A 13,869-nucleotide genomic window follows, 5' to 3' on the forward strand; every position below is an offset into this window, starting at 1 on the left:
ACATCCCCGCGGCTTAGGGATGTTCGATCACCATCACCGCCGTGGTATCCGCCTCAAGTGCTTCGAACACATGGGGCGCATTCGCCAGGTAGCTGATGTAGTCGCCGGCGTGCAGCAGCACAGGCGCACCGGCCGGGCCGATATTCGCGCTGCCGCTGCACAGCAGCACGTGCTCGACGGTGCCGGCAGGGTGGGGCTGCGACAGGCGCGCGTCGCCCGGCTGTACCTTTAGCCGGTAGATATCGCGACGCACGCCCGTCGGGCAATCCGCAAGCAGTGTGGCCGCGTAGTGGCCGGTTTCGGTATAGGTGGTCAGGCCCTCGTTGGCGCGAATTACCCGCAGGTGTTGCTGGGGTTGTTCGAAGAACCGGGTCACCTGCAAGCCCATCGCCGTGGCCAACGACCACAGGGTCTCGATGCTGGGGTTGCCGATGCCGGACTCCAGCTGGGACAAGGTCGACTTCGCCACGCCTGCGCGTTTTGCCAGTTCAGTCAATGAAAGCCCCGCAGCCTGGCGTTCGCGCTTGATCGACAGGGCCAGCAGGTCGATTCGGCTTGGATTGAGATTGTTCGTTATGTCGGTCATTTGTTCTTCAAATCATCCATAAATGGGTTGACGCGTTGTCGCCGGGTGTTCAGCATAGCAATCATTCGTTCATTATAAAAACCGAGTGTCGAATGATCTGGTGCGTGTTCCACCTCTGCGACTATTGGCCGTGGCTGCTCTGGCGGGCGCTCTCCTACGACCTTGAAGGGTGGCGCAGCCTGCTGGTGGCGACGCAGTTGGCGCAGCAACATTGCCGGGGGCTATTCTGCGGGCCGCTATGATTCCTTTTCGCCATCCTTCGGGATCGGGCTATGATCGCCCAATCCGAACCAGACGCTCCCCAGACCTATGCCCGTTGACCTGCAAGCCCTCTATCCCAAACTGATCCACTTGATGCTGGATACGGTGTTCGTGGTCGACAGTGAAAATCAGATCGTGTTTGTGAGTGATGCCTGCGAAGCGCTGCTGGGGTACCGCGCCGAGGAGCTGACCGGCACCCTGATCACCCACTACATGCACCCTGAAGACCTGGCCCGCACCCGGGCGTCGATTGTGCGGGTCATGAATGGCAAGCCCCACGTCGACTTCCGCAACCGCTATATCCGCAAGGATGGCAGTGTGGTGCACATTCTGTGGGCGGCCTTCTGGTCCGAGGAAGTGGGGGCGCGGATCGGTGTTGCGCGGGACGTAACCGCCCTGACGCAGGCGGAGGAAGAGCTGCGTTTCCTCGCCCATCACGACCCGTTGACGGCCCTCACCAATCGCTCGCTGTTCAATGACCGGTTGGACGAGGCCCTGCAAGCCGCTCACCACCACAAAAGTCCTCTGGCCTTGCTGTTTCTGGACGTGAATGACTTCAAGGCCATCAATGATGTGCACGGGCATACCGTGGGCGACCGCGTGCTTTGCGTGATTGCACGACGGTTGGAAGGGTGTGTGCGTGAGAGCGACCTGGTGGCCCGGATGGGCGGGGATGAATTCACCGTGCTGCTGACGGATATTCAATCACCGGAAGCCGTGTCGGCCAAAGTGCAGCAGATAGTTGCGGTGATGACCCAGCCCCTGAGCGCTGAGTTTGGCGCGGTCAAGATGCCGTCCTGCAGTATCGGCGTAGCGTTTTACCCGGCGGATGGAGCAGATGCCGACAGCCTGCTCAGCCACGCGGATGGTGAGATGTACCGGGTTAAAAGGCAGCGGTTTGCAACCGATTAACGCTGCTGGAAAGCAATCTTCAGCCCCAATCCCATGAACAACGTCCCAATGATCTTCCCCTCCCAACGGCGCAGCCTTGAAAGGCCCACCATCCATTGGCTCAACGGACGAATCGCCACCGAAATCAGCGTGGTGTACACCGCACTGAGCCCCGAGAAGATCAACCCCAACACCGCGAACTGCGCCAGGGAAGAACCCGATTCCGGGTGAATAAACTGCGGCAGGAAGGCCAGGAAGAAAATCGCGGTTTTCGGGTTCAGCACTTCGGCACCCACCGCCTGGAAATACGCCTGGGTCGAGGTCACCGTGGGCAGGTCTTTGCGCGTGGTTACGCCAGGCTTGGCCATGAAGGCGCGTACGCCCAGGTAGATCAGGTAGCAGGCACCGACGATTTTGACCACGTTGAACGCCACGGCCGAGGTCATCAGGATGGCCGACAGGCCGAGCGCCGCGCACAGCGTATGGATCAGGTCGCCCGAGGCCACCCCCAGCCCGGTGGCAATCCCGACCTTGCGCCCACCCTGGAGGGTGCGGGTGATCACCAGCAGCACGGCTGGGCCGGGAATCAGGAAAAGGCCGATGACCACGGCGACATACGTCAGGATGGGGGCGAGTTCGAACATGCTGTGTTATCTCAATGCCGGATGCGTCCTACAGTAATCCTCATCCCGGGGATTAACGCAATACAGATGAACACCCGCCGAAACCGCCTGGCCTTTTACTTCGCGAACGCGTATGCGCCACCCTGTTCCAGCGCCTTGCGATACGCCGGCCGTTCCTGAAAGCGTTGCACCCACGCCGCCACATTCGGGTAGGCCTGCAGCTTGCCCTGAGCCCGGGCGATTTCGCCGATGAAGCTCATCTGGATATCCGCGCCGGTCAATTCGTCACCCACCAGGTACGGCGTGAGCCCCAGTGCGTTGTCCAGATAACCCAGGTAGTTCGCCACCTCGGATTCGATACGCGGATGCAACGGCGCACCCGCGTCACCCAGGCGCCCGACGTACAGGTTGAGCATCAGTGGCAGCATGGCCGAACCTTCGGCGAAGTGCAGCCATTGCACGTATTCGTCATAGGTTGCAGTGGCCGGATCCGGTTGCAGGCGGCCGTTGCCATGGCGGCGAATCAGGTAGTCGATGATGGCGCCGGACTCGATCACCACGTGGGGACCGTCTTGAATCACCGGTGATTTGCCCAGGGCATTGATCGCCTTGAGTTCAGGGGGCGCGAGGTTGGTTTTCGGGTCGCGCTGGTAGCGCTTAAGCTCGTAGGGCAGGCCGAGTTCTTCGAGCAGCCACAGGATGCGTTGCGAACGGGAGTTGTTGAGGTGGTGGACGATGATCATGGTGGCTCCGCTGGGCGAGAATAGAGGCGTATAGGGACAGACCGCGGTGGCGCTGTGGAGTGCCGTGAATTAAATCTGCTTCGATAAAGGCATGAAAGATGGATAATCACGCCGGCAAGCACTGATGACACACCGGATAGAAAACATGAATCGTCAAAAAAAACTACAGCAGCTGTTCAAGGCCAAGGCCAAAAAGGCCAGCGCCAAATTGGCACCGGCCAAAAAGGATAAATACATCAGCAAGGCAGACCGATTGAAGCTGGCTGCCGAGTCCGGTGATGAGCCTGTTGTGACCTCTGAGAGCTGATCCAGAAGGCCTAAGCATTACCTGATAGGGAATCGACGGAAAAACCATGAACACTGCTCAACTCGCGATTCAGCACTACATACTCGCCAAGGACGGCAACCGCCCGCATTTGCTCAGCCGGGCGTTTGTTCCCGAGGCAATCCTGGACATGGTGGTGCGCACCGGGTCCATCTCGTTTCCGCCCCACGTCGAAGGGGTGGGCGGCATCGGCGATGTGCTGGTGAGGCGGTTCGGGCAGACCTTTGAAAACGTCTATACGTTTTGCCTGGGGCAGCCACCGCAGGCGGGGGCCAAAACCTATCAGTGCAAATGGCTGGTGGGCATGTCCGACAAGAACTCCGGCGAAGCCCGGGTAGGGTGTGGTGTGTATGAATGGCAGTTCAATGCCGAAGCGGGGCTGGTCGAAAGGCTGACGATTACCATCGAGCATATGAAGACGCTGCCGGCGTCAGACCTGGGGAGCGTGATGAGCTGGGTGTCCGGCCTGAGTTACCCATGGTGCAGCCCGCAAGCCGCCGTGAGCGAGGCTCCCGATATTGACGGGATTGGAGAGGTGCTCCAGTACCTTGCGGCCTTATGACTCGGTGTTGCACCGTAGATCGAAATCCGCCCGTGCCTGTTCAATCTCCTCCAGGTTGTTTGCCGCCCAGACCCACACGCCACAAAAGGCGGCACCCAGCGTAAAGCCGAGGGTTGTCAGGCTGTATTCAACCTTCGGCGGTACGACGGGGTAGACCTTGCGCACCACCAGGCCGTCCCTCTCCATCCCCCGCAAAGTCTGCGTCAGCATTTTCTGGCTGATGCCGCCGACTCGCTCACTCAGGCGCGTGAAGCGCAGCGGCGTCGTCTCGATCAAGGCTTCAAGAATCAGCATGGTCCATTTGTCTGCAACGCGACCTATCAGGTCGGTCACCAGGGGCGCGATCCGTGGGTCCAGATCCTTCGGGGGTGTTTGCCGGGCATAAAACTGGGCGGCGGCAATCTGCTCGTCGGTAAAACCAGGGTGTTTGTTCATTCGTTGGACACTCTCTTTCAGGTGCGTATAGATCTTTTGGGTGCCTACTTACTTAAGGCCAGTGTATCCCTCAAGCTCCTTGCGTGTGACCCACCATTGGAGAGTTTCGATGAAGATGACCGGACGAACAGTGCTAGTGACGGGAGGTTCGAGTGGTATCGGGCTTGAGCTTGCCCGCCAGCTTGTGGCACGAGGCAATACCGTGATCGTGACGGGCCGCGATCAGCACAGGCTGGACGAGGCGCGGCAACTGCTGCCGAGCCTGCACACGTTTCAAAGCGACGTGCGCGACCCCGCCAGCATCCTAACGCTGTTTGCGGCAGTCACCGGTCAGTTCCCTGGGCTCGATACGCTGGTGAATAACGCGGGCGTGATGCGCAATATCAAGCTGGCCGGAGGGCGGGCGCTGGCGGACGTGACTGAAGAGATCGAGATCAACCTGAACGGCCCGATCCGGATGATCCAGCAGTTTCTTCCCTGGCTGCTCAAGCACCCGCACGGTTTGATTGTTAACGTCTCGTCCGGGCTGGCGTTTGTGCCGTTTCCGGCGGCGCCCGTCTACAGTGCGTCCAAGTCCGCATTGCACGCTTACACCCAGTGCCTGCGGGCACAGCTTCAGCACAGCGCCGTCACCGTGGTGGAGCTTGCCCCACCCGGCACCGAAACACCGCTGCTCAGGGCCGAGTTCGCGGAAGAAATGAAGAACGAAAAAGGCATGGACCCGGTGCTGATGGTGCAGCACTGCATCCGGCAAATCGAAGCCGGCCAACTGGACATATGCCCGGGGTTGAGCAAGGTGCTGAAGGTAGCCAGCCGGGTTGCGCCTGGCCTGATATTCAAACAGATGACCAAGCTCAGCCGGCTGGCGCCGGTGCGGCCTTCAACATGATCGGACGATTCAATGCGCATCCGCAGTCGGCTGCTTCGGCGGCTGCACCTTGCGCATCAACGGCACCAGCAGCACGGCGACGATGAAGCACACCATGATCATCAGGAATGCGTCCGCATAGGTCAGCGTTTGCGCCTCGCGCCAGGTCAGCGCCCATAGCTGACTCAGCGCGAACTGGCTCGAATCCAGGCTGTTTTGCCCGAGCAACTGGGCGTTCCCTGAAAGCTGGTCAAGCCAGACATTCATCGACTCGTTCCGGATGTTCAGGTGCTCGGCCAGGCGCAGGAAGTGCAGGTTGGTGCGGTCATTGAGCACCGTGGCGCAGGCGGCGATGCCGATGGCGCCGCCGAGGTTGCGCATCAGGTTGAACAGGCCCGAGGCGAGCTTCAGGCGGTCGGGGGCCAGTGCGCCGAGGGTCAGGGTGACCACCGGCGGCACTGCCATTTGTTGAGCAAACCCGCGTATGGCCTGGGGCAACAGCAGCTCCCTGGCGCCCCAGTCGTGGGTGATGGGGGAGAAGTCCCACATCGACAGGGCGAACAGCGATAACCCGAACATCAGGATCCAGCGCAGGTCGAAACGATTGGCCAGCAAGGCGTACACCGGGATCGCCAGCAACTGGAACACCCCCGTGGAAAACACCGCCAGGCCGATATCCAGCGAGCCGTACCCGCGCACCCGCCCGAGAAACAGCGGCGTGAGGTAGATGGTGGCGAAAATGCCGATGCCGGTGATAAATGAAAACAGGCAGCCCAGGGCGAAGTTCCTGTCCCGAAGCGCGCGCAGGTCGACGATCGGCTCCTTGATCTCCAGGCAACGCCAGATAAACAGCCCGCCGCTGATGGCGGCTATCCAGGCAGTGGTCGAGATGGTGCTGTCGCTGAACCAGTTCCAGCGCGGGCCCTCTTCAAGGGTGTATTCCAGGCAGCCGAGAAACACCGCCATCAACGCCATACCGATATAGTCGGCGCCCTTGAGCAATGACGGGTTGGGGCGGTCGACCTTGACCAGCATCGGCACCGCAAAGGTCACGAACAGGCCGGGCAGCAGGTTGATGTAGAACAGCCAGTGCCAGGAGGAGATGTCGGTGATCCAACCGCCCACGGCCGGGCCCAATGTGGGGGCCAGGGACGCGATGGCGCCGATGGTGGAGGCGGCGATCACCCGCTGCTTGCCGTTGAAGTACATGAACGCGGTGGTGAACACCAACGGAATCATCGAGCCCCCCAGGAACCCCTGCAAGGCGCGAAACGCGATCATGCTCTGGATGTTCCAGGCCATCGCGCACAGCAGGCTGGTCAAGGTGAACCCGGCCGCCGACGCCGCGAACAGCCAGCGCGTGCTCATCACCCGGGAGAGCCAGCCTGACATGGGGATCACGATGATTTCCGCGATCAGGTAGGCGGTCTGCACCCACGCCGTATCGTCCGCGCCGGCAGACAACCCGCCGCCGATGTCCTTGAGGGAGGCGGAGACGATCTGGATGTCGATCAAGGCGATGAACATGCCCACGCACATGGTGGCGAAGGCCGCGACCTTTTGTGCGGTGCTGAGGGCGGGCAACGGGCTGTTCATAGCTGGGCCTTGAGGGCGCTGGCCTGGTCCTCGAACGCCTCATCGGTGTTGACCTTCGCCATCACCGACAGGCCCGGACGCAGGGCGCCGAAGTCGGCATCGTTGCTGTCGAGGCGTACGCGCACCGGCACTCGCTGCACGATCTTGGTGAAGTTGCCGGTGGCGTTTTCCGGCGGCAGCACACTGAATTGCGCCCCGGTGGCAGGGGCCAGGCTCTCGATGTGCCCGTGGAATTCACGGCCGGGGAGGATGTCGGCGCGGATGCTCACGCTTTGCCCGACCTGCAGGCGCCCCAATTGGTCTTCCTTGAAGTTGGCATCCACCCACAATCCTTTCGCGGGCACCACCGAGATCAGTTGGCTGCCGGCCGCGGCGTAGGCACCGACCCGGGCGCGGCGGTTGCCCACGTAACCATCCACCGGCGCCCGCAGTTCGGTATAGCTGATGTTCAATTGCGCCTGGTCGCGTTCGGCCTGGGCCTGTTGCAACGCGGCACGCGCCTGGCCGCGCTGGGTTTCAATCACGTCGATTTGCCGGCGCGCCGCCATCAACCCGGCCTGTGCCCGGGAGTGGTCGGCGCGGGCGGTCTTCCAGACGGCGCTGACCCGCTGTGCGCTTTCAACCGATACGGCCTGGCTGCGCACCAGGTTCTGGTAACGCGTTTGATCGTCGCCGGCCCGTTGTGCTTCGGCATCGGTGGCGTCGATCTGTGCCTTGGCCTGGTTGATCACCGCCAGTTGCAGTTGTTCGGTGGCGTCGAGGTTGGCGAGCGAGGCCTGTTGCGCGGCCACGGCGCCGTCGGCCTTGGCCAGGGCCGTGCGGTAGTCGCGCACATCGATGCGCGCCAGCACGTCGCCGGCCCGTACGAACTGGTTGTCCTGCACCGTCACTTCGCTGATATAGCCCGGCACTTTGGTGCTGATCACCGTCACATCCGCCCCGACATAGGCGTCGTCGGTGTCTTCGATAAACCGGCTGACCAGCCACCAGTGGCTGGCGTACCACACGCCGCCCGCCACGGCCAGGGTCAGCAGCCCCAGGCGCAAAACCTGTTTGCGCCGGGATGGTTGGGTGGGTTCGGGCACAGCGCTGACTGGAGCGTCCATGACGAAATGACCTCGTTGAGTATTAGTGGGGGAAGGGGCTGACCAGCTGGTCTTTTTCGGCGTAGGCCCGGCCGGTTCGTGCGCGCCACAGGGTCAGCGGTTCGGCATCGGCGCTGACATGTACGCGGTGGCCCGCACGGGTGATGGGTTTGCCGGTGTTGGCATCCATCAACGCCAGCACCACCGGGCGCCCGGTGGACTCGTCGGCGAGAAACACCTTGGTCGAGCCCTCGGCATGCCGCGCGCCCCAGGCCATCAGCGTGAGGATGACCTGGCGCAAGTCCCGGCCCGCTTCGGTGAGGTGGTACTCATGGCGCGGCGGGTTGTCCTGGTACGGGCGCCGTTCCAGCAAGCCGCCGGCCACCAACGCATTCAGGCGGCGGGTCAGGGTGTTCGAGGCGATCCCGAGGCTCTGCAGGAACTCGTCGAAACGGCGCAGCCCGTAGAACGCATCACGCAGGATCAACAGGCTCCAACCATCACCGATGTGCTCCAGGGCACGGGCGACCGGGCAGGACATGGGTTGGAAGCTGGCTTTCTTCATGAGGGACTCCGGGAACTGTTGCTAAATATTACGCAAGTAATATTGCACAGTGGATTTCATAATGAAAGTCACTAGTTGAAAATTTTTGCAGCGCTGGATGGCGGGCAGGCAGACGCAAAAAAGCCCCGGGATTCGGGGCTTTTCAGAGGGGAGGGTGCAGGGGGGCCGTTTGAGCGCGGCTGTCCTTATGCCTGCGCCGGTTCCTGGCAGATACGTGAACCTGTGCGCCGCGAGCGCCAGCCGAGGCCCAGCACCATCAGCAAACCCAGGGCCGCCATGATCGCACCAGCCAGTGAAATGGCCGGGTAGCCCAGCCCTGCGTTGATCACTGCTCCCCCCAGCGCCGCGCCGATGGCGTTACCGAAGTTGAACGCACCGATGTTCATCGCTGAGGCCAGGTTGGGTGCATCCTTGGCGGCTTCCATCACGCGCATTTGCAGGGGAGGTACCAGCGCAAAGCTGGCGGCGCCCCACAGCAGGATCGACAAGGCGGCGGGCAGCGGCCATTGCATGAGCACAGAGAAGGCCAGCAGCACGGCAATCAGGACCACGAGCGACGTTATCAGGGTGCGGTCCACCGAACGGTCCGCAGACTTGCCGCCCCAGACGTTGCCGAGGGTCAGGCCGATCCCGAACAGCACGAGCATTGCGGTGACGAAGTTGGTCGAGGCGTGGGTGACATCCCGCAGAATCGGCGCGATATAGGTAAACACCGTGAACATGGCGCTGGACCCCACCACGGTCAACGCCAGCGCTGCCAGCACCGGCCCGCGGCCCAGTACGCGGATTTCGGCCATCAGGCTTGCCCCTTTTGGAGCGGGCGTATTCGGTAGCGCCCACCACAGGGCCACCATCACGAACGCCCCCAGCCCGCTGATGCCCCAGAACGCCGTACGCCAGCCGAAGTTCTCGCCGAACCAGGTTGCCAGGGGCACGCCACCGATGGTCGCCAGGGTCAGCCCGAGGAACATCGCGGCGACGGCCCCCGCGCGTTTGTCGGGCGCCACCACACTCGCTGCCACGATGGAGCCGATGCCGAAGAATGCCCCGTGATTCAGCGATGTCACCAACCGGGCGACCATCAGGGTCTGGTAGTCGGTGGCCAGGGCGGACAGCAGATTACCCAGGGTGAAAATGGCCATCAGGCCCACCAGCAGATAACGGCGCGCCACCCTGGCTGTCGCGAGGGTCATGATCGGGGCGCCGATCAGCACGCCCATGGCATAGGCGCTGACCAGCAGCCCGGCGGCGGGAATGGAAACACCGAGGTCGGCGGCGATCCCGGGCAACATGCCCATGGGGGCAAACTCGGTGACCCCGATGCCGAAGGCGCCGATGGACAGTGCTACAAGGGGGGGATTGATACGCATGGGTGACTCCTCATCTTTGTGTCAAATGCTACAATCACGACTTTTCAGGCGGTAGCCCTCGGCAGGGCACTACAGCTTTGCGTGGAGATCACAAGTGGACATAGGCGGTCGGTCGGGGGAGATGGCGGTATTCGCCATGGTCGCGGAGCAGGGCAGCCTCTCGGGGGCGGCTCGGGTGCTGGGCCTCACACCGTCATCCATCAGCCGCATCATCACCCGCATCGAGGGGCGCATAGGCACCCGCCTGCTGCTGCGCACCACCCGGGCGATCACGCTCACCGCCGAAGGCGAAGCGTATTTGCGCGGCGCCCGGCGGATCCTGGCGGACATGGCCGAAGTCGAGGATGCGATCACCGACCAGGGCGCGCCACGGGGGCGGCTGAGGGTCAGCGCGGCGCTCGCACACGGGCGGCTGTCGATCGTGCCGCTGGTTGCCGCGTTCAGCGCGCGCTACCCGGCCATCGTGGTTGAGTTGCGGCTGGAGGATGAGGTGGTGGATATCCTGGGCGGGCAAGCGGACGTTGCAATCCGCTTCGGTCAATTGGCCGACAGCCCCTTGACCGCTCGCCTTATCGGCTCCATCGGCGAGGTCATAGTCGCTTCCCCGGACTACCTGGCGCGTCATGGCACGCCGCAGGTGCCGCAGGATTTGCTCAACCACAACTGCCTGCGTTTCAACTTCCGCCGGGCAGCGCCCGACTGGCCGTTTCGCGTGGACGGGCGCGATTTTTCGCTGCAGGTGTCGGGTACGATCGAGGGTAACAGCGGGGAGGTATTGTCCCAGCTGGCCAAGCTGGGTGCCGGCATCGCACGCATTGGCGCATTCAGCGTGGTAGATGACCTGGCCAGCGGTGATCTGGTGCCGTTGCTTGAAGCGTACAACCCCGGAGACCAGGAGCCGATTCACGCGGTGTTCGTCGGCGGCGCGGCGATGCCTGCGCGGGTCAGGGCATTTGTCGACTTTCTGGTGGAACACCACCCGGCGTGACCGCCACTGACACCACAGGCCGCTCCCCCTGACGCAATCCTCTTGAATACTTGCCTAATCCTGCGATCTTGCCCACCCCTGCATAGCGCCTTGATGAACCAGGGTCTAAAGTCATTCCCATCGCCCGCTAGACTAGTCAAACCACGCGCGCGCGAACCAGACGGGCCATCGATGCCCAGCGGCGAGGCCCCGTCTTGCCGTCTAAAAATACTAAAAAATGCAACACCAACCGATGATCAGCGGGTGAGCCATGGAATTACGAATTAACCAGCAGACCCACCAAGTCGACGCCGAACCCGACACGCCTCTGCTTTGGGTCATCCGCGACAACCTGGGCATGACCGGCACCAAATACGGCTGCGGCCTGGCGCAATGCGGTGCGTGTTCGGTGCTTGTGGACGGCAATGTCGTGCGTTCCTGCGTCACGCCCGTTTCCGGCGTGGTCGGCCGCGAAATCACCACCATCGAAGCCATCGAGTCCGATGACGTCGGCAAGCGGGTCGTTGCCACCTGGGTCGAATACCAGGTCGCCCAATGCGGCTACTGCCAATCCGGCCAGGTAATGGCGGCCACCGCGCTGCTCAAGCACACGCCCAAGCCCAGTGATGCGCAGATCGAGGCCGCCATGGTCAACCTCTGTCGCTGTGGCACCTATAACGCCATTCATGCCGCCGTGCATGACCTTGCGCAGAAGGGAGAGGCCTGATGAACATTCGCATTGATCCCACTGCGCTGCCCTTGGTCGCGGCGCTGACTGACCCGGTGAACCTGTCCCGCCGTCGCTTCCTGGCCAGTACGGCCGTGGGCGCGCTGGTGATCGGTTTTGGCCTGCCGCTGGGGTCTGGCCGAGTGCAGGCGGCCACCGCCGCGGCCACGGCCGAACGCGGTACACAGGTGCCGGCCTTCCTGGAGATTCGCCCGGACAACACGATTCGTTTGCTCAGCCCGTTTATCGAAGGCGGCCAGGGCACGTTCACCGCGATGGCGCAGATTGTCGGCGAGGAGTTGGACGCCGACCCGGCCACGTTCCTGGTTGAGTGTGCCCCGCCCGGTGAAGCCTTTGTGGTGATGGAGAACGGCATGCGCATCACCGGCGGCAGTATGTCGGTGCGGATGAGTTACCCCACGATGCGCCGGCTGGGTGCGCTGGCCCGGGCCATGTTGCTGGAGGCCGGGGCGCAGGCGCTGAAGGTACCGGTGAGCAAGCTGTCGACCGAGCCGGGCAAGGTGGTACACGCGGCGTCCGGGCGTTCCCTTGCGTATGGCGAGTTGGCCGGGCGGGCGATGGACCTGCCGGTACCGGATGTGTCCAGTGTGAAGCTGCGCGACCCAAGCCAGTTCCGTTGGATCGGCAAGCCGGTGAAGCGTCTCGATGCGTATGACAAGTCCACCGGCAAGGCGCTGTACAGCATTGATATGAAGGTCGACGGCATGCTCCATGCCGCCGTGCAGCATGCGCCCCGGCTCGGCATGACCGTGGGCAGCCTGCGCAATGAAGACCAGGTCAAGGCCATGCCGGGCGTGCATTCGGTGCATCGCCTGCCCGGTGCGGTGGCGGTGGTGGCCGAGCGTTGGTGGCATGCCAAGCGTGCGGTGGAGTCGATTCAGGTCGACTGGCTGGAGCCGACGGCTGATTCCAAGGTGCGCGGGATGCCGAAGGACTTTTCCAGCGACGAGCATTTCAAGCGCCTGGCCGCAGAAACCGGCCCGGCCCGTGATGATGAGAACGAGGGCGACGTGGCCGGCACGCTGGCCAATGCCAAGACCAGGGTCGAGGCCACTTACCACAACCAGTACCTGCACCATGCCCAGTTGGAGCCGCCTTCGGCGCTGGCGCGCTTCAACCCTGACGGTTCGCTGGAGATCTGGCTGCCGAATCAGGCGCAGGACATGTTCCTGGCCGATATCGCCAAGCGCACCGGCCTGGCCCCGGAGCGGATTACCCTGCATTCGCCGTTGTTGGGTGGTTTTTTCGGGCGGCACTTCCTGTATGACTCGGCCAGTCCTTACCCGCAGGCCATCGAGTTGGCCAAGGCGGTGGGGCGCCCGGTGAAGTTGATCTGGAGCCGCGAAGAAGAATTCCTGCGGGATGTGCTGCGCCCGGTCGCAGCGGTGAATTTCCGTGGGGCGCTGGACAGCGACGGCTGGCCGGTGGCGATTGAAGCGGTGAGTGCCACGGAGGGGCCAACCGAGGCCCTGGCGGGCAAGCAGGGCGAGAAGCTCGACCCGACGGCCCTTGAGGGACTGTCCGGCAAGTCCTATGCGATTCCCAACAAGCGTATCGCGCAGATCTATGTGAAGGGCCCGGTGATGCTGGGCTACTGGCGTTCGGTGGGCAATTCGCTGAATGACTTTTTCTACGAATCCTTCCTGGATGAACTGGCCGACAAGGGTGGCAAGGACCCGTTCGAGTTGCGCCTGCATCTGTTGCGGGATAACCAGCGGCTGACCACCCTGCTGAAGGCGGTGGGCGAGTTGTCGGGTGGCTGGAAACGTGGGCCGTTTGTTGCCGAAGACGGCAGCAAGCGCGCACGCGGGGTGGCGATGGCGTCACCGTTCGGCACCCAGACGGCGGTGATTGCCGAGGTGTCGATCGAGAGCGGCCAGGTCAAGGTGCACGACATCTGGCAGGCAATCGACCCGGGCAGCATCGTCAACCCGGCGATTGTCGAGGCGCAGGTGAATGGGGCGGTGTCGCTGGGCTTGTCCCAGGTGCTGTTGGAGGAAGCGGTGTATGTGGACGGCTTGCCTCGGGCGCGTAACTACGATTTGTACCCGGTGCTGCCGCCTTCTCGGATGGCCCGGGTGCACGTGCGCGTGATCGAGAGCGGGGAAAAAATGGGCGGTATTGGCGAACCGCCGCTGCCCGCCGTGGCGCCTGCCGTGGCCAACGCCGTCGCGGCGTTGACCGGGCAGCGCGTTCGCAGCATGCCGTTAAGCCGCCACTCCTTCACCTGACCGGGGCCTGAGC

At 62.9% G+C, this 13,869-nt stretch carries 15 protein-coding genes; 7 read left to right on the forward strand and 8 right to left on the reverse strand.

Annotated features, from left to right (window positions below):
• Positions 1 to 13 precede the first annotated feature (13 nt).
• The gene (locus tag HX801_RS11140; protein WP_177008665.1) at positions 14 to 586 is read right to left on the reverse strand and encodes a helix-turn-helix domain-containing protein; all 573 of its coding nucleotides are present in this window, start codon (positions 584 to 586) and stop codon (positions 14 to 16) included.
• 309 nt (positions 587 to 895) lie between these two features.
• On the opposite strand from HX801_RS11140, the gene HX801_RS11145 reads away from it, so the two are divergent.
• Positions 896 to 1,759, forward strand: coding sequence for a sensor domain-containing diguanylate cyclase (locus HX801_RS11145; RefSeq protein ID WP_177022091.1), 864 nt, complete (start codon positions 896 to 898; stop codon positions 1,757 to 1,759).
• Here the strand turns inward: HX801_RS11145 and HX801_RS11150 are convergent.
• Positions 1,756 to 2,382, reverse strand: a complete 627-nt coding sequence (locus tag HX801_RS11150; protein ID WP_177022092.1) for a LysE family translocator — start codon at positions 2,380 to 2,382, stop codon at positions 1,756 to 1,758. The genes HX801_RS11145 and HX801_RS11150 overlap by 4 nt on opposite strands.
• A 95-nt stretch (positions 2,383 to 2,477) precedes the next feature.
• A complete protein-coding gene (locus HX801_RS11155; RefSeq protein ID WP_102368774.1) occupies positions 2,478 to 3,104 on the reverse strand; it encodes a glutathione S-transferase family protein in 627 nt (208 codons plus the stop codon).
• A 145-nt stretch (positions 3,105 to 3,249) separates the two neighbouring features.
• Here HX801_RS11155 and HX801_RS11160 point away from each other — a divergent pair, with 145 nt between their 5' ends.
• On the forward strand, positions 3,250 to 3,411 hold the full coding sequence (locus tag HX801_RS11160) for a DUF2986 domain-containing protein (RefSeq protein ID WP_008434728.1): 162 nt from the start codon (positions 3,250 to 3,252) through the stop codon (positions 3,409 to 3,411).
• A 46-nt stretch (positions 3,412 to 3,457) separates the two neighbouring features.
• Positions 3,458 to 3,991 carry a hypothetical protein gene (locus HX801_RS11165; protein ID WP_177022093.1) on the forward strand — a complete coding sequence of 178 codons (534 nt, stop codon included), beginning with the start codon at positions 3,458 to 3,460 and terminating at the stop codon, positions 3,989 to 3,991.
• On the opposite strand, the gene HX801_RS11170 is transcribed toward HX801_RS11165, so the two are convergent.
• Positions 3,986 to 4,426, reverse strand: a complete 441-nt coding sequence (locus HX801_RS11170; RefSeq protein ID WP_003215603.1) for a helix-turn-helix domain-containing protein — start codon at positions 4,424 to 4,426, stop codon at positions 3,986 to 3,988. The genes HX801_RS11165 and HX801_RS11170 overlap by 6 nt on opposite strands.
• Positions 4,427 to 4,535: 109 nt before the next feature.
• Between HX801_RS11170 and HX801_RS11175 the strand changes: the two genes are divergently transcribed.
• Complete coding sequence (locus HX801_RS11175) at positions 4,536 to 5,315, forward strand: SDR family oxidoreductase (RefSeq protein WP_177022094.1); 780 nt, start codon at positions 4,536 to 4,538, stop codon at positions 5,313 to 5,315.
• A 9-nt stretch (positions 5,316 to 5,324) separates the two neighbouring features.
• Here HX801_RS11175 and HX801_RS11180 read toward each other — a convergent pair whose 3' ends face one another.
• The 4 genes from HX801_RS11180 to HX801_RS11195 form a co-directional block, all read right to left on the reverse strand.
• On the reverse strand, positions 5,325 to 6,890 hold the full coding sequence (locus HX801_RS11180) for a DHA2 family efflux MFS transporter permease subunit (protein WP_177022095.1): 1,566 nt from the start codon (positions 6,888 to 6,890) through the stop codon (positions 5,325 to 5,327).
• On the reverse strand, positions 6,887 to 7,996 hold the full coding sequence (locus tag HX801_RS11185) for an HlyD family secretion protein (protein WP_177022096.1): 1,110 nt from the start codon (positions 7,994 to 7,996) through the stop codon (positions 6,887 to 6,889). Before HX801_RS11185 ends, HX801_RS11180 begins: the two co-directional genes overlap by 4 nt.
• A 22-nt stretch (positions 7,997 to 8,018) precedes the next feature.
• A complete protein-coding gene (locus HX801_RS11190) occupies positions 8,019 to 8,540 on the reverse strand; it encodes a helix-turn-helix domain-containing protein (protein WP_102605921.1) in 522 nt (173 codons plus the stop codon).
• Between the two features lie 185 nt (positions 8,541 to 8,725).
• A complete protein-coding gene (locus tag HX801_RS11195) occupies positions 8,726 to 9,910 on the reverse strand; it encodes an MFS transporter (protein WP_177022097.1) in 1,185 nt (394 codons plus the stop codon).
• A 94-nt stretch (positions 9,911 to 10,004) separates the two neighbouring features.
• Between HX801_RS11195 and HX801_RS11200 the strand changes: the two genes are divergently transcribed.
• The 3 genes from HX801_RS11200 to HX801_RS11210 all read left to right on the forward strand — a co-directional run bounded on the left by HX801_RS11200 (position 10,005) and on the right by HX801_RS11210 (position 13,856).
• On the forward strand, positions 10,005 to 10,898 hold the full coding sequence (locus tag HX801_RS11200) for a LysR family transcriptional regulator (RefSeq protein WP_177022098.1): 894 nt from the start codon (positions 10,005 to 10,007) through the stop codon (positions 10,896 to 10,898).
• A gap of 250 nt (positions 10,899 to 11,148) precedes the next feature.
• On the forward strand, positions 11,149 to 11,604 hold the full coding sequence (locus HX801_RS11205) for a (2Fe-2S)-binding protein (protein WP_003215609.1): 456 nt from the start codon (positions 11,149 to 11,151) through the stop codon (positions 11,602 to 11,604).
• Positions 11,604 to 13,856, forward strand: a complete 2,253-nt coding sequence (locus HX801_RS11210) for a xanthine dehydrogenase family protein molybdopterin-binding subunit (protein WP_177022099.1) — start codon at positions 11,604 to 11,606, stop codon at positions 13,854 to 13,856. The genes HX801_RS11205 and HX801_RS11210 overlap by 1 nt, the downstream gene beginning before the upstream one ends.
• Positions 13,857 to 13,869 lie beyond the last annotated feature (13 nt).

The sequence above is a fragment of the Pseudomonas sp. G1002 genome, from assembly GCF_013385455.1.
GTDB lineage: Bacteria > Pseudomonadota > Gammaproteobacteria > Pseudomonadales > Pseudomonadaceae > Aquipseudomonas.

Bases quoted from the DNA above. Each gene is read 5' to 3' on its own strand.
- HX801_RS11165 (WP_177022093.1), top strand. From the start codon at position 3,458: ATGAACACTGCTCAACTCGCGATTCAGCACTACATACTCGCCAAGGAC.
- HX801_RS11160 (WP_008434728.1), top strand. From the start codon at position 3,250: ATGAATCGTCAAAAAAAACTACAGCAGCTGTTCAAGGCCAAGGCCAAA.
- HX801_RS11145 (WP_177022091.1), top strand. From the start codon at position 896: ATGCCCGTTGACCTGCAAGCCCTCTATCCCAAACTGATCCACTTGATG.
- HX801_RS11210 (WP_177022099.1), top strand. From the start codon at position 11,604: ATGAACATTCGCATTGATCCCACTGCGCTGCCCTTGGTCGCGGCGCTG.
- HX801_RS11195 (WP_177022097.1), bottom strand. From the start codon at position 9,910: ATGCGTATCAATCCCCCCCTTGTAGCACTGTCCATCGGCGCCTTCGGC.
- HX801_RS11170 (WP_003215603.1), bottom strand. From the start codon at position 4,426: ATGAACAAACACCCTGGTTTTACCGACGAGCAGATTGCCGCCGCCCAG.
- HX801_RS11180 (WP_177022095.1), bottom strand. From the start codon at position 6,890: ATGAACAGCCCGTTGCCCGCCCTCAGCACCGCACAAAAGGTCGCGGCC.
- HX801_RS11150 (WP_177022092.1), bottom strand. From the start codon at position 2,382: ATGTTCGAACTCGCCCCCATCCTGACGTATGTCGCCGTGGTCATCGGC.
- HX801_RS11185 (WP_177022096.1), bottom strand. From the start codon at position 7,996: ATGGACGCTCCAGTCAGCGCTGTGCCCGAACCCACCCAACCATCCCGG.
- HX801_RS11205 (WP_003215609.1), top strand. From the start codon at position 11,149: ATGGAATTACGAATTAACCAGCAGACCCACCAAGTCGACGCCGAACCC.
- HX801_RS11175 (WP_177022094.1), top strand. From the start codon at position 4,536: ATGAAGATGACCGGACGAACAGTGCTAGTGACGGGAGGTTCGAGTGGT.
- HX801_RS11140 (WP_177008665.1), bottom strand. From the start codon at position 586: ATGACCGACATAACGAACAATCTCAATCCAAGCCGAATCGACCTGCTG.
- HX801_RS11190 (WP_102605921.1), bottom strand. From the start codon at position 8,540: ATGAAGAAAGCCAGCTTCCAACCCATGTCCTGCCCGGTCGCCCGTGCC.
- HX801_RS11155 (WP_102368774.1), bottom strand. From the start codon at position 3,104: ATGATCATCGTCCACCACCTCAACAACTCCCGTTCGCAACGCATCCTG.